We start from the raw sequence: 14,357 nt of genomic DNA, 5'->3' as shown, positions 1-14,357 counted from the left end.
GCTTCGCTTTTTCATTTTCAATCCTTTGCTTCTTTTTTAATAATATTTAGCAGCGCCTTTGTATCATTTTTGCTTAATTTGTAGTATGTGCCATCCTTCAAAAAAACGGCTTGCTGGCTTCCGTCAATCCATAGTCTGAATGAGTCATACCGGTCTTTATGAAACTTGATTGTCCCTTCGTAATCAGGGGCTGATGTTTTTTCTGTCTTCACCTGTTTTCCCTGATTCATAATATCCAGCATATCTTTGACGTGCTGTCTTTTTTCAATCTCGATATCTTCCTGGCCGCTTGAAGACAGTGTGATCAAATCCGCGTCTACCGATTGATACACATCGCCTGATCGGCTGTAAAGATAAAAAAATGCTATAAACACAAGACCGATTACCACGATGGCTGCCACTATTTTTTTCATTTGCATCACTCCAAACATTGTTAGTTTTCCCAGCGATCGGGTTTTCCATGCTTAAAAGGATGGAAAAGTGCGGAACACAGCTTGGTTCTAAGAATTTGAATTTATGATTACAATAGAAGTAACGGGTTGATGTGAGGAGTGAGGCGTTATGCGCAAGTGGATTGCGGCAGCAGGACTTGCTTACGTGCTGTACGGGCTGTTTTTTTATTGGTATTTTTTCCTGTCGGGTGATTCTGCAATACCGGAAGCCGTGAAAGGGACGCAGGCTGATCCGGCTTCTTTCATGAAGCCGTCTGAGTTGGCAGTGGCCGAGCAGTATTCGAATGTCAAGAATTTTTTATTTTTTATCGGGGTACCACTTGATTGGTTTCTGTTTTTTGTTCTGCTGGTCAGCGGTGTTTCAAAGAAAATCAAGAAATGGATGGAAGCGGCCGTGCCTTTTCGCTTTTTGCAGACCGTTGGTTTTGTGTTTGTGCTTTCGCTGATTACAACATTGGTGACGCTGCCTTTAGATTGGATAGGCTATCAAGTATCGCTTGACTATAACATTTCCACACAGACAACGGCCAGCTGGGCTAAGGATCAGGTTATCAGCTTTTGGATCAGCTTTCCGATCTTTACGCTTTGTGTTCTCGTTTTTTATTGGCTGATCAAAAGGCATGAAAAAAAATGGTGGTTATACGCCTGGCTGTTAACAGTGCCGTTTTCGCTGTTTCTGTTTTTTATTCAGCCGGTCATTATCGATCCTTTATACAATGATTTTTATCCGCTGAAAAACAAAGAGCTTGAAAGCAAAATTTTAGAGCTGGCAGATGAAGCCAATATTCCGGCTGACCATGTATATGAAGTGAACATGTCAGAAAAAACAAATGCGCTGAATGCCTATGTTACAGGAATCGGGGCCAACAAACGGATTGTATTGTGGGATACGACGCTGAACAAACTTGACGATTCAGAAATTCTGTTTATTATGGGCCACGAAATGGGCCATTATGTCATGAAGCACGTTTACATCGGTCTGGCTGGCTATTTGCTCGTGTCGCTCGCCGGATTTTATGTCATTGATAAGCTTTACAAGCGGACGGTTCGCCTAACCCGCAGCATGTTTCATTTAGAAGGGCGGCATGATCTTGCGGCACTTCCGCTGTTATTGCTTTTGTTTTCTGTTTTGAGCTTTGCGGTGACGCCTTTTTCTAATGCTGTCTCGCGTTATCAGGAGAATAAGGCTGACCAGTATGGGATCGAGTTGACAGAGAACAGAGAAGCCGCTGTTAAAACGTTTCAGGATTTGGCCGTGACGGGGCTGAGCCAGGTTGATCCTCCGGTGCTTGTGAAGATTTTCAGAGGCAGCCATCCGTCGATCATGGAACGGATTCAACATGCGGAGAAAGAAGAGAATGCGCCGGAACATCAGGATGCTGACAAATAAAAAGAAGCAGGTATGGAGGAACCTGCTTCTTTTTACTATTATTGTGCAGCTGCTTGTACGTTGATTAACCCTTTTCCATAGTAGAAAGAGTTTCCAAGATATGTTGCAGTGCTTTCTAAACGATCACGGACTTGCGCGTTTGTCCAAGTCGGGTGCTTAGAAAGAATTAACGCTGCTGCTCCGGCAACGTGAGGAGTCGCCATGGACGTGCCGTTGTAAGCACCGTAAGTGCCTCCAGGAAGTGTGCTTTGGATGGATACGCCAGGAGCCATCACATCAAGCTCAGAACCTGCGCTTGAGAATGAAGCTCTTTGGTTGCTGCTGTTTACCGCACCTACCGCAATAGTAGAAGGATATTTTGCAGGATAGCCGACTGTGCTTGAGCTTCCGGACGAACCTTCGTTTCCGGCAGCGGCAGCAACGACGATACCGCTGGAAACGGCTTTATCAACGACTGTTTTCAGCGCTGTAGAACCAGTAGGTCCGCCGAGGCTCATGTTGATAACATCCATATTGTTGGAAATGGCCCACTCAATGCCGTTAATAATCCAGCTATATTGGCCGCTTCCTGTTGAATCAAGCACTTTTACTGCATATAATGATGCGCTTGGCGCTACGCCCAGAACACCGATTGAGTTATTAAGAGCGGCAATCGTACCGGCTACATGCGTACCGTGAGAACTGCCGTCCTGGTATGGGTTTGTTTCAGAAGGTACGAAGCTTGCTCCGCCTCTGACGTTTAAGTCAGGATGAGAAGAGTCAATTCCGCTGTCAATAACAGCTACTTTTACGTTAGAGCCTGTGTAGCCTTGAGAGTGAAGAGCCGGCGCTTTAATTTGAGAAATGCCATAAGGAACAGATTGCGCATATTCATGTGCAATATGATCTTCTTCCACATATGCAACGCTCGGATCTTTTTTCAATTCTTTTACAGCTTTTTCATCCAATGTTGCTGCGGCCGCGTTAACATACTTAAATTGCTTTTGAACCTTTCCGCCTTTTTCAGAAATAACATCCTTTTTCTTGGCGGAACTCATGGCACTCATTGTCTGTTTAAATCCGACAATGTATTTCTTTTCTGTACTGCTTTTTCCGGCAGCCTGCGCAGACATGTTGCTGAACGCCATCGTAAAGATTAACGTTAACGCAAACAACAAGCTGATCCACAATTTTTTGCTTCTCACTCTTTACCCTCTCCTTTTAAAAAATTCAGAGTAGACTTACTTAAAAGACTATTCTGTGAATTTATTGTAATAGATGGAATAATATTTTAGTAGACCCATTTTTTTGAGATGATTTTATCTCTATTTAGGTATATCATCTCTCGCTATTTCCGTAGAGACTCGAAATAACTATTTTCATACAGAAAAGAACGAAAATAGACATGAGTAAATGTTCATTATGCTGAAATGTCATGCTTTTTTAGGTTAAATGCTCCTGAGTCCCTGCAAATTCCTGTCGAAAAAATTCGTTCAAATGACCTGCATATGTTTCCGTGAGAACAATGGATATTATCGTGATATTTTTTCAAAGCATGATGATAAAAGTATTCTGAAAAATAAACTTTACAGAAAAGGGATAGAATGAAAAAATTATTGAGAGGGAGGAAGAAATAAGATGAACATTCGCCAAGCAAAGACATCAGATGCGGCCGCCATTGCGCCGTTGTTTAACCAATATCGGGAATTTTATAGACAGGCATCCGATTTGCAAGGGGCGGAGGCTTTTTTGAAAGCTCGTTTGAAAAATCACGAGTCTGTTATTTTGATAGCAGAAGAAAATGGAGAATTCATAGGCTTTACCCAGCTCTATCCAACGTTTTCTTCTGTGTCAATGAAAAGGATCTACATATTAAATGACTTATTTGTCGTTCCTCATGCGCGTACAAAGGGAGCCGGCGGCCGGCTGCTTTCTGCCGCAAAGGATTATGCAGAGGAAAACGGGGCAAAATGTTTAACGCTTCAGACTGAGCACCACAACCGGAAGGCAAGAAGCTTGTATGAGCAAAACGGCTATGAAGAGGATACCGGATTTGTCCATTATCGTCTGAATGTGCCGGCGAAGTGAAAATGGCGGCTTGATGATTTGGTTTTTTGAACGTTCTTCGGTTACGATATAAATGAAAAGGAGTGTGCCGAATGTCAACGTTATTTCAAGCATTGCAGGCAGAAAAAAATGCCGATGATGTTTCAGTCCATGTGAAAACCATATCAACAGAGGATTTGCCGAAGGATGGTGTCCTGATTAAAGTTGCTTATTCCGGCATCAATTACAAAGATGGTCTGGCCGGAAAAGCAGGAGGCAATATCGTCAGAGAGTATCCGCTTATTTTAGGCATCGATGCTGCGGGTACGGTCGTCTCTTCCAATGATCCGCGTTTTGCGGAGGGGGATGAGGTGATCGCGACAAGCTATGAGCTCGGTGTCTCCCGTGATGGCGGATTAAGTGAATACGCTTCGGTGCCTGGTGACTGGCTGGTGCCTTTGCCGCAGAATCTTTCATTAGAAGAAGCGATGGTGTACGGAACGGCGGGATTTACTGCGGCGTTATCAGTTCATCGGCTTGAACAGAACGGTCTGTCTCCGGAAAAAGGCAGCGTGCTAGTCACAGGAGCAACCGGCGGTGTCGGCGGAATTGCGGTATCGATGCTGAACAAGCGGGGCTATGATGTTGTGGCAAGCACCGGAAACCGGGAGGCGGCTGATTATTTGAAACAGCTCGGTGCAAGCGAAGTAATCAGCAGGGAAGATGTCTATGAAGGAACGCTTAAGGCGCTGTCCAAGCAGCAATGGCAGGGAGCGGTTGATCCAGTCGGCGGAAAACAGCTTGCCTCGCTTTTAAGCAAAATTCAATACGGCGGATCTGTCGCAGTGAGCGGCTTAACCGGCGGAGGAGAAGTTCCGGCAACGGTGTATCCTTTTATTCTTCGCGGAGTAAGCCTGCTCGGAATCGATTCAGTATACTGTCCGATGGACGTCAGAGCCGCTGTTTGGGAGCGCATGTCTTCTGATCTCAAGCCTGATCAGCTGCTGACCATCGTGGACAGGGAAGTATCATTGGAAGAAACGCCGGGTGCGTTAAAAGATATTTTGCAAAATCGCATTCAAGGAAGAGTGATTGTGAAGCTTTAACAGGATCAGCTTGCAGAGAATGTTATTTTTCTGCAAGCTTTTTTGTGGACAGGATGATCAGCTGCTGAACTGCTGTGTCGCGAAACAAGATTTTCCTGTAAGCCGAACTTTCTCTTCTCATTTTAAAAATAATTGGTGATAATGATTCTCATTCCGTGTTATACTACTCTTGGACATCTTAACCATAGAAACTACCAACCAACAGGAGAGACTGGAACATATGAAAAAAACACTGATTATTCTTACAGTTTTACTTCTTTCTGTCTTAACGGCTGCTTGCTCGTCTTCAAGCGGCAATCAAAACAGTAAAGAACATAAAGTGGCGGTAACACATGATTTAGGGAAGACAAATGTGCCTGAGCATTCGAAGCGGGTTGTTGTTCTTGAGCTTGGTTTTATTGATACACTGCTTGATCTCGGCATTACGCCTGTCGGGGTTGCCGATGATAACAAAGCGAAGCAGCTGATCAACAAGGATGTGCTGAAGAAAATTGACGGCTACAAATCTGTCGGCACTCGCTCACAGCCAAGCATGGAAAAAATCGCTTCATTAAAACCCGATTTAATTATTGCTGACACGACCCGGCATAAGAAGGTGTACGATCAGCTGAAAAAAATAGCGCCGACGATTGCGCTTAATAATTTAAATGCTGATTATCAGGATACAATTGACGCTTCAGTTACGATTGCAAAAGCAGTCGGCAAGGAGAAGGAAATGGAGAAAAAGCTGACGGCGCATGAAGAAAAGCTTAGCGAGACAAAGCAGAAAATCAGCGCGAACAGCCAGTCCGTGCTTTTGATCGGAAATACAAATGATACGATTATGGCCAGGGATGAAAACTTCTTTACATCAAGACTTTTAACACAGGTCGGCTATCGATATGCAATCAGTACGTCAGGCAATAGCGATTCAAGCAATGGCGGCGACTCTGTGAATATGAAAATGACACTGGAGCAGCTTCTGAAAACAGATCCGGATGTGATCATCCTGATGACAGGAAAAACAGATGACCTCGACGCCGACGGTAAACGCCCGATCGAAAAGAATGTCCTTTGGAAAGAACTGAAGGCAGTGAAAAACGGGCATGTATACCACGTGGACCGTGCGGTGTGGTCTCTGCGCCGCAGTGTAGACGGGGCGAATGCCATTTTGGACGAGCTTCAAAAAGAGATGCCGGCTGCTAAGAAATAAAAGAAAAGACAGGCAAACGCCTGTCTTTTTCTTATTTGATAAAGCCGGATAAGTGGCTGTTGATATTATAGTCTTTTATCCGCCATTTTTCTTCTGCAAATTCAATGTTGCTGAGGCAAGCGTTGACGAGGCGCGTGCTTTGAAGCTCCGGGTCACCGCCCGATATTTCCGTCAGCAGTGCGTGAATTGCCGCACCGTGCGCTACGATCAGCACCTTCTTGTTTGGGTACGCCTGGTTCACTTTTGCCAAACCGCCCATCAGCCTGTCAGTGAGTTCTTCTAACGTTTCCATATTCGGATAGATGTTATCCGGATAGCGCTTTGTCCGTTCCTCCAGCGGCATGCCCTCCGCGTCGCCGTAATCGCGCTCCTTAAAATCATCCATCTCGACAATCGGAAGATGCAGATATTCATTAATAATTTCCGCGGTTCTTTTCGCTCTTTTCAGCGGGCTCGTCACAATAATATCCCAAGAAAAGTCCTTTACATATTCTCCGGTTTCTCTTGCTTGGCGTTCACCTGTTGCGTTTAGCGGGATATCGGTTTTGCCTTGGCATTTTTGCTGCAGGTTCCAATCGGTTTCTCCATGTCTTACTAAACAAACGGCTGTCATAAAATCCCCTTCCTGACTTTATTCATATCGCTATTATACTAAATCGAAAGCGTGTGTCCTATGAAAAAGCCTATGCAAGAACTTCAAATAATAAAGCCAGTCCAATTCCGCCGCCGCTTCCGATGGCTGCAACCACATATTGACAGTCTGTCCGTCTTTTCGCTTCATAAAACAATCTGGTTACCAGAGCTGCACCTGATGCACCGTACGGATGGCCAAGAGCTAATGCGCCGCCGCGCACATTGATTTTTGAAAAGGGAATGCCGAGTTCTTGCGAGCAGACACAAATTTTGACGGCAAAGGCTTCATTGATTTCAAATAAATCGATATCATCAGGTGTTACATCGTGTGTATGTAAGAGCTGACGAATCGCGACAACCGGTGCCGCGGGCGGATAGTTGGGGTGAATCCCGCTGACTGCGCTGCCGATAAACCGGAGAACAGGCTTAAGTCCGAGGGCTGCCGCTTTTTCTTCTTCCATTACCAAAAGAGCGGCTGCTCCGTCTGCTATGCCACTGCTGTTGGCTGCTGTGACTGTTCCGGAGCTGGTGTCGAAAACCGGCTTTGCACGGGGAATAATCGCTTCTATCGGACGTGTTTTCAAAAATGCTTCGTCTGTCTCCAATTCCCCGAGAGCAACAATTTCTTCACGGTAAAATCCTTCATCATGCGCGTTCCTGCTGCGTTGATGGCTGAGAAGCGCGTACTCATCCTGCATGCTTCTGCTGATGGAATAGCGTGCAGCCGTATATTCTGCCGCAATGCCCATGTCTGGATCGCCGATCGCATCTGGAGAAAAGCGGGCTCGTTCTGAAAAAGGGGATTGGCTGCTGCTTTCTGAGCCGCCCGCGATATACATCGTGCCGGCTCCCGTTTGAATGAGGCTGCAGGCATAGCGTACGGCTTCAAGGCCGGAGCCGCACTGTCTGTCAATTGTCATCCCGGGAACTGATAAAGGCAGTCCGGCTTGAAGGGCTGACAGTCTGGCCAGGTTGCCGCCTCTGCCAGTAGCGTTTCCGAGAATGACCTCATCAATTTGATCCTCCAGCTTTCGGCTGAGACAGCGGATGATGGGAGCTGACAAATCCTCCGGCAGGAAGGGCTTCAGCAGTCCGTTTTGATTTCCAAAGATCGTTCGTTTTGCATCAACAATAACCGCATTCATTTATACTGTACACCCTTTTCCAGCCATTTTTTCACTCTGGAACGGGCAATTTTTCCGCTGCTCGTTTCCGGCAAGCTGTCTGCAAACACCCATTTTTTCGGAATTTTATAGGAGGCTAATTTCTGTTTACACCAGGCTTTCAGTGTTCTGGCATTAGCGTTTCCAAGAATGACAGCTACAGCGATTTCTCCCCAATACTCGTCGGGAATGCCAACGACAGCCGCGCTTTCAACCTCTGGGCAGGCGAGAAGCACACGTTCAATTTCTTCTGGGAAAATATTTAATCCTCCGTACACGATCATCCCGTTTTCTCTTCCTGATATGTATAGAAAGCCCTCTTCATCAACGTAGCCCATATCATCCACTGTCATCCATTCATCTGGTGTGCTGCCGTTCACATAGCCGGAAAACCGCATCGGGCTTTTGACAAATATTTTTCCGACTTCCCCTGGCTGACAGCGCTCTCCTCCAGCGTTGCGGATTTCGATCCGGACATTATGAAAAGGGCGGCCCGCTGAATGCGGCTTCCGTTTGCTGTCTTCCGGTGAAGAAAACGTCACAAAACTAAGCTCTGAGGTGCCGTAAAAATCGTACAGCTTGAGATGAGGCCATGCAGCGGCAAGCTTCTCCTTGGATTCTGCCGGCCAGTCTGCGCCGGATGAAATGATTTTGACGGGACTGTCGGGAAAACCCTCAATCCTTGTGAGGGCGTCTGTCATCGTCGGTACGGTATAGAGAACACTGATGGATTCGCGGCAAAGCCATTCCTTCGCTTTGGCAGGAGAGAATTTTTTCAGCAAACAAACGGTTCCTCCAAGAAACAAGGTGCTGACAGCCCCATATAGGAAGTGAGAGGACATTAACGTTCCGGGAATCAGAACCTTATCATCTGATGAAATCGAAAAATCTGTTTCTGTACAGGTAAAGCTCTCTATCCATGAGCGGTGAGATCGCGTAAAGGCCTTCGGTTTTCCTGTCGAGCCCGACGTAAATCCCATATAAAAAGGGTGCTCCGGATCAATGGTAGGCAAGGGATCAGCGGTTGCTTCAGAAATATCTGCCATACAGTTATCCAGCAAAACAACAGGTGTCTGGCTATCTGTCAGTTTGTTTTTGAAAAAGGCTAAAGTAACCACAAGATCCGCATTGCTTATGGACAGCCGCTCCTTACATTCAGCCGGGCTCCAGCGTGTGTCGATGGGAATGGCTGTGCATCCAGCCGCTGCGGCTCCGGCAAACAGCTGTAAAAACGCCAGACTATTTGGGAGCAGGATCGCTACACGCTTCGGCATGCTCGGCTGTGACCGCAGCCAATTTGCGGTTTGAGAGACAAGCCGATCCCAATCCTGGTACGTGATTTGCTCCGATTCAGTCTGGATCGCTACACGCCCGGGCGATGTTTCGGCAGTAGATGAATAGGTATGAGTAATTGTCATGTAGTATCATCCTCCTTTTGTAAACATCGTATCAGAAAGAGACAAGGCTTGAGTGATTTTTATCGCCAGAAATGCAGATACAGCCGCTTTTATCAAATCACCAGGCACATATGCAAGGCTCATGAAGGCGGCCTGTGACAAATCAATATGCATGATAAAAGCTTGTACCGGTATACCAAGCAGATAAATAAAGATGATGCCGAATACGATATGAGTGAAAAAGAGACGCAATACTGTCACCTTCCGCAGCCTGTTAGCGGCTAAACTGATCAGCCATGAAGCGAGGGGATAAGCAATCAAAAAGCCTGCGCTCGGTCCGAAAAACACACCAAAACCGCCTCGTCCGCCGGGCAACAGCGGCGCTCCGAAGGCGACGAGCAGCAAAAAGACAAGCTGGCTTAAGAAAGCAGACTTTGGCCTGAGGATGCTGCCTGCCAGCATGACACCAAGCGTTTGCAATGTAATCGGAACAGGTGTAAAGGATAAGAAGAGAGGGGGCATAAAGCCGAGCACTGCCATCAGCGCGGTGAAAATAGCAATATGCATCATGTCGATTAATTTCAGCATGTGAAATCCTCCAAACAGTAATCAAATATGGTTATACAATAAATGCAGGTAAATATTATGTCAACTTATTTTTAAATTAAGTTTACATAATGAACGCGAAAAAACCGGCCGTATCGCAGACCGGTTTTTGATGGTTATTCTTCTGTCAGGATGACAAGCGAATCAACGGAAGCGGCCACATGGGAAACGGCGCGGCTGACTTCCTGAAGCCCTCCAAGAAAGGCTTGCAGATCGACGTCGATTTTGCCTGATTGCTCTTTGCTGATTTTCATGCTGTGGACGATTTCATCGAATAAGCGGTTAATTTGCGTCATTTTTTCTTTACTTTCGCTGACTAGCTCATTCACGTCTTTGATATGCTTGGATACAATGTTGATTTGTGTATTCGTATTGTTCACAAGCTCAGAAACAGTAGAGACGGTTTTTTTCGTGTCCTCAGAAAGCTTCCGCACTTCATTTGCCACGACAGCAAAGCCTTTGCCGTGTTCTCCGGCGCGGGCGGATTCAATAGAAGCATTGAGCGAGAGAAGGTTTGTTTGTTCAGCTATGCCTGTGACGATGCCGAAGATTTTTTCAATTTGCTGCGCGATTTCATCCAGCTTGACCATTTCTTTTTCGATTTGGACAAGGCTTGTGTCAATTTTGTTCATCTGTTTTTGCTGGACTTCTAGCTCTTTTTTTCCGCCGATCGACTTTTCTTCAACAGTGCTGGATGTTACAGTGCCGGCTTTGGATGCTTGAGAAATGCCTTCAGATTTGTCCACAAGCTCTTGAACTGATCTGCTTGTTTCTGAAAACAGATTGGCAATCGATCCAGAGGTTTCTTGAATTTTCTGATGAAGAAGGTTTTTCTTTTCTTCTTGTTCATCACGGGTTTGGTTGTACTCGCTTTGAAATGCTTCAAGGACAAGCTGCTGTTCTAAGTTCAAGATTTTTGTTGTCGCTTTAATGGCTTTCAGCAGTTCTTGCTGATTTGTAATGGATGTTTCGTAAATGTTAATCATTGACAAAAGAAGCTCTTGAAACGCGCCCATATACCATTTTGGCAGAAGGCCGATTTTTAAATGGATAGAGGCAATTCGGTTTCGCTTTTCAATGAATTCATCATCGATAACGCCTGCAAACATTTCCTGAATATGCCGTTTTAAGGTTTGTTTTAAACGGTCAACTGAGCTGTGATCATTAATGATATCCATCAATGAGCTTTCATGGTCAAGGTTTTTATAAAACGCATCGACGATGTATACGATATTTTCTTGAATGAGTGGCTGTAGCTGCTCTAACACGTAAAGCTCAGCATCTCCCAACCTGACCATTTTGAGCTGTTTTTTGACATCTGCATGTTTGTTTGTGAGCTGAATGCGGTTTTTTTGTTGCCCGTTTGAATCTGAAAAGTAAGCTGTTTCTTGTTTTCTGTCTTTTTTAAATAACAATACAATGATCCCCCTTGGGAAAAATATAATTTTTACTTTTTGGCTTTTTAAGCCTTTTTCTTTTTTATCGGCCAAGGGAAACATGAATGAAGCTGCAGATGAAAAATATTTGAAAAACCGTTCATTAAAATGAACGGTTTAATCGAGATCTATTTGTTTTAATGGTTTAATGGCCGGACCCTCTACAACTTCGCCAGATGGCTTAAAGCGTGATCCGTGGCACGGACAATCCCACGTATGCTCACTGTCATTCCACTCGACCTCGCAGCCTAAATGGGTACAAGTCGTATCAACGAGATGGAGGCAGCCTGTCTCATCCCGAAATGCTCCCGCTCGCCTGCCGTTTATGGTGACGGCTTTCCCTTCTCCTGGCGAAATGTCTTCAAATTGGACATCAGGCTTTTCAAGCTTTCCTTTAATCAAATGCTTGGCGACATCGGCATTGTAGGAAATCACTTTCTGCAACCCGGGATTCAGATGGAAACGGGACGGAGTGAAAATGCTTTCGTATGGATTGTCTTTTTTCTCCACAAGGTCTGACAATAGAGTGGCTGCGACTGCTGAGGACGTCATGCCCCATTTTTTGAACCCGGTCGCTACTAGAATATTGTCCTCATTTTCCGACATCGGCCCGATAAACGGGATTTTGTCGATCGTCACTAGATCTTGGGTGGACCAATAATATGGAATGCTTTCGATGCCGATGGTGCTTTCGGCCAGTTGTCTCAGTGTTTCATAATGTGTAGACATGGCTTTTCCCTGGCCTGTTTTATGGCTTACTCCGCTGAAGAGAATCAGCTTTTCACCGTTTACAACCGTATAGCGGAGCGCCACTGACGGCTGATCGATACTCAAATACATGCCCTCGGGATACTCGATCTTCGGCTTGATGGCAAGGACATAAGATCTGTCGGAGTACATTCTCGCAGCATATAATCCGCCTCCGTCATAAAAAGGGAAGTGGGAACAGCATATGATAAAGCGGCTCTTAATGGCGTGCCGGCTTTTTGTTACCACTTGGGGCCTTTCGCCTTTTTTGATATCAAGCGCAACGGTCTCTTCATAAATTCGGCCGCCTTTTTGAACAATTTGCTCCAGAAGCGCTTTTAAGTATTGAAGGGGATGAAATTGAGCTTGATTCTTCATGACAAGCGCCAGCTTAGAACCTAAGGGAATTGGAAGATCCTTGATAAGGTCTCTTTCAATTCCGAGCTTTGTGTATGCCTCATGCTCGGTGCGGATTTTTTGAACAGCGTTTTCATTTGCCGTATAAAGATATGCGTCTTGCTCGACCCATTCACAATCAATTTGATGTTCATCCACAATGCCTTTTATGTAATCAATTGCGTTTTGGTTTGCTTCATAATAAAGCCTCGCATGGTTTAATCCGAAATGGCGGATAAATTCGTCGTATATCATGTCATGCTGTGCGGTAACTTTAGCAGTTGTATGCGCAGTGGTTCCGTTAAGAACCTGATTTGCTTCAATCAAAACGACACGGAAGCCTCTCTTCGTAAGTTCATATGCCGTTGTGATTCCTGTAATCCCGCCTCCGATAATGGTGACGTCACATTCAGTGTCCTCTTGAAGCGCAGGAAAAGAAGGCAGGTCAGTTGATGTTTTCCAGTATGTTTCAGGTGCTTCCTTTGCAAAATGTTGATTAGCCAAGCCGTTATACCTCCAATCAGATTTATTCTTAATTTTTCCATATTCTATCTTTTCATACATAGGAAGCAGGCATTGTTCATAACATAATAAGGTTGAAAAGGAGTGATTTCATTGGCGAATCAAAAAAAGAAAACATTACCGCCTCAGCACCAGAACCAGCAGCCTGGTTTTGAATATCTCATGGACCCGCGTCCGGTTTTTGATAAGCCGAAGAAAGCGAAAAAATTAGAGGGCAAAACCGCTATTATTACTGGAGGAGACAGCGGGATTGGACGCGCTGTCTCGGTGTTATTCGCAAAAGAAGGGGCTAATGTGGTCATTGTGTATTTGAATGAACATCAGGACGCCGAGGAAACAAAGCAGTATGTAGAAAAGGAAGGGGTAAAATGCCTGCTGATTGCAGGAGATGTCGGGGATGAAGCGTTTTGCAATGATGTGGTCGGGCAGGCAAGCCAAGTGTTTCCATCCATTGATATATTGGTTAACAATGCAGCTGAGCAGCATGTCCAGCCCAGCATTGAAAAAATCACCAGCCACCAGCTGATCAGAACCTTCCAAACAAACATTTTTTCCATGTTTTACTTAACAAAGGCAGTGCTGCCTCATTTAAAAAAAGGGAGCTCTATCATTAATACCGCCTCAATTACCGCCTATAAAGGCAATAAAACGCTGATCGATTATTCAGCGACAAAAGGCGCGATCGTTACGTTTACAAGGTCCCTTTCCCAGTCGCTTGTTCAGCAGGGCATACGGGTCAATGCAGTGGCACCGGGTCCCATTTGGACACCGCTTATCCCGGCCAGCTTTGCCGCAAAAGACGTGGAAGTGTTTGGTTCAGACGTGCCGATGGAACGCCCGGGACAGCCGGTCGAAGTGGCGCCAAGCTATCTATACCTTGCCAGCGACGATTCCACATACGTCACAGGGCAGACGATTCACGTCAATGGCGGAACAATTGTGAACGGATAATAAAAAGCCAATCCTTGAAGGATTGGCTTATTCGCTCTGCTTGAGCGCTGCATATTCTTTAGAGAGCGTAAGAAACGCATCTTTATCTTTTTCGTCCAAGGCTTTGTTAATTTGGTCCGTCAGCATGGCAAGCCGACGGTTATACAAGGATTCATCGAGCACCATTTGAATGTAAATATCCGTCATTGTTACATCGAATTCTTTTGTTTTTTGCGTGTTGCGGGACTTCATGAGCTCAGTGTACGATTTTTTCTCTTTCATAAAGAATCCCCCCAATGCCTTTTTTATAGTATATGGATAACGGTCGAAAAAATCAATAAATTTTTATAATTTTTAGACAA

The 14,357-nt window shown here is 45.3% G+C and carries 14 protein-coding genes and 1 pseudogene; 5 read left to right on the top strand and 10 right to left on the bottom strand.

Annotated features, from left to right (window positions below; genetic code table 11):
• Nucleotides 1–17: 17 nt before the first annotated feature.
• On the bottom strand, nt 18–413 hold the full coding sequence (locus ACZ07B_RS11145) for a YhfM domain-containing protein (protein ID WP_003245187.1): 396 nt from the start codon (nt 411–413) through the stop codon (nt 18–20).
• Between the two features lie 148 nt (nt 414–561).
• Between ACZ07B_RS11145 and ACZ07B_RS11140 the strand changes: the two genes are divergently transcribed.
• Nucleotides 562–1,842 (top strand): M48 family metallopeptidase, encoded by a 1,281-nt coding sequence (locus ACZ07B_RS11140; RefSeq protein ID WP_086343660.1) that lies wholly within the window; start codon nt 562–564, stop codon nt 1,840–1,842.
• Nucleotides 1,843–1,880: 38 nt separating this feature from the next.
• On the opposite strand, the gene aprE is transcribed toward ACZ07B_RS11140, so the two are convergent.
• The gene (gene aprE, locus ACZ07B_RS11135; protein ID WP_029726299.1) at nt 1,881–3,026 is read right to left on the bottom strand and encodes a subtilisin AprE; all 1,146 of its coding nucleotides are present in this window, start codon (nt 3,024–3,026) and stop codon (nt 1,881–1,883) included.
• Nucleotides 3,027–3,459: 433 nt separating this feature from the next.
• Here aprE and ACZ07B_RS11130 point away from each other — a divergent pair, with 433 nt between their 5' ends.
• The 3 genes from ACZ07B_RS11130 to ACZ07B_RS11120 all read left to right on the top strand — a co-directional run bounded on the left by ACZ07B_RS11130 (nt 3,460) and on the right by ACZ07B_RS11120 (nt 6,165).
• Nucleotides 3,460–3,909 carry an N-acetyltransferase family protein gene (locus ACZ07B_RS11130; RefSeq protein ID WP_464877188.1) on the top strand — a complete coding sequence of 150 codons (450 nt, stop codon included), beginning with the start codon at nt 3,460–3,462 and terminating at the stop codon, nt 3,907–3,909.
• Nucleotides 3,910–3,980: 71 nt separating this feature from the next.
• Nucleotides 3,981–4,973 carry an NADPH:quinone oxidoreductase family protein gene (locus tag ACZ07B_RS11125; protein WP_464877187.1) on the top strand — a complete coding sequence of 331 codons (993 nt, stop codon included), beginning with the start codon at nt 3,981–3,983 and terminating at the stop codon, nt 4,971–4,973.
• A gap of 220 nt (nt 4,974–5,193) precedes the next feature.
• Complete coding sequence (locus ACZ07B_RS11120; protein ID WP_464877186.1) at nt 5,194–6,165, top strand: ABC transporter substrate-binding protein; 972 nt, start codon at nt 5,194–5,196, stop codon at nt 6,163–6,165.
• Between the two features lie 31 nt (nt 6,166–6,196).
• On the opposite strand, the gene phoE is transcribed toward ACZ07B_RS11120, so the two are convergent.
• The 7 genes and pseudogenes from phoE to ACZ07B_RS11085 all read right to left on the bottom strand — a co-directional run bounded on the left by phoE (nt 6,197) and on the right by ACZ07B_RS11085 (nt 13,047).
• Nucleotides 6,197–6,778, bottom strand: coding sequence for a phosphatase PhoE (gene phoE / locus ACZ07B_RS11115; RefSeq protein ID WP_003233157.1), 582 nt, complete (start codon nt 6,776–6,778; stop codon nt 6,197–6,199).
• Nucleotides 6,779–6,848: 70 nt separating this feature from the next.
• Nucleotides 6,849–7,943 (bottom strand): acetyl-CoA C-acyltransferase, encoded by a 1,095-nt coding sequence (locus ACZ07B_RS11110; RefSeq protein WP_123373336.1) that lies wholly within the window; start codon nt 7,941–7,943, stop codon nt 6,849–6,851.
• Complete coding sequence (locus ACZ07B_RS11105) at nt 7,940–9,379, bottom strand: acyl-CoA synthetase (RefSeq protein WP_464877185.1); 1,440 nt, start codon at nt 9,377–9,379, stop codon at nt 7,940–7,942. Before ACZ07B_RS11105 ends, ACZ07B_RS11110 begins: the two co-directional genes overlap by 4 nt.
• Nucleotides 9,380–9,385: 6 nt before the next feature.
• Nucleotides 9,386–9,946: a biotin transporter BioY gene (locus ACZ07B_RS11100; RefSeq protein ID WP_003233151.1), complete on the bottom strand. Its 561-nt coding sequence runs from the start codon at nt 9,944–9,946 to the stop codon at nt 9,386–9,388.
• Nucleotides 9,947–10,080: 134 nt separating this feature from the next.
• On the bottom strand, nt 10,081–10,596 hold the full coding sequence (locus ACZ07B_RS11095; protein ID WP_326255844.1) for a methyl-accepting chemotaxis protein: 516 nt from the start codon (nt 10,594–10,596) through the stop codon (nt 10,081–10,083).
• A gap of 240 nt (nt 10,597–10,836) precedes the next feature.
• Nucleotides 10,837–11,463: pseudogene (locus ACZ07B_RS11090) on the bottom strand (protoglobin domain-containing protein); the annotation flags it as partial.
• 54 nt (nt 11,464–11,517) lie between these two features.
• Entirely contained in the window at nt 11,518–13,047 is a 1,530-nt protein-coding gene (locus ACZ07B_RS11085) for an FAD-dependent oxidoreductase (RefSeq protein ID WP_464877184.1), read from the bottom strand.
• Nucleotides 13,048–13,158: 111 nt separating this feature from the next.
• Here ACZ07B_RS11085 and ACZ07B_RS11080 point away from each other — a divergent pair, with 111 nt between their 5' ends.
• Complete coding sequence (locus ACZ07B_RS11080) at nt 13,159–14,016, top strand: SDR family oxidoreductase (protein WP_003245662.1); 858 nt, start codon at nt 13,159–13,161, stop codon at nt 14,014–14,016.
• A 27-nt stretch (nt 14,017–14,043) separates the two neighbouring features.
• Here the strand turns inward: ACZ07B_RS11080 and ACZ07B_RS11075 are convergent, their stop codons facing one another.
• Nucleotides 14,044–14,277: an IDEAL domain-containing protein gene (locus tag ACZ07B_RS11075; protein WP_003233142.1), complete on the bottom strand. Its 234-nt coding sequence runs from the start codon at nt 14,275–14,277 to the stop codon at nt 14,044–14,046.
• Nucleotides 14,278–14,357 lie beyond the last annotated feature (80 nt).

Source organism: Bacillus sp. 9.4, assembly GCF_055486415.1.
Note: the sequence above shows the minus strand (reverse complement) of the source record. Positions and strands in the feature narration are given on the sequence as shown.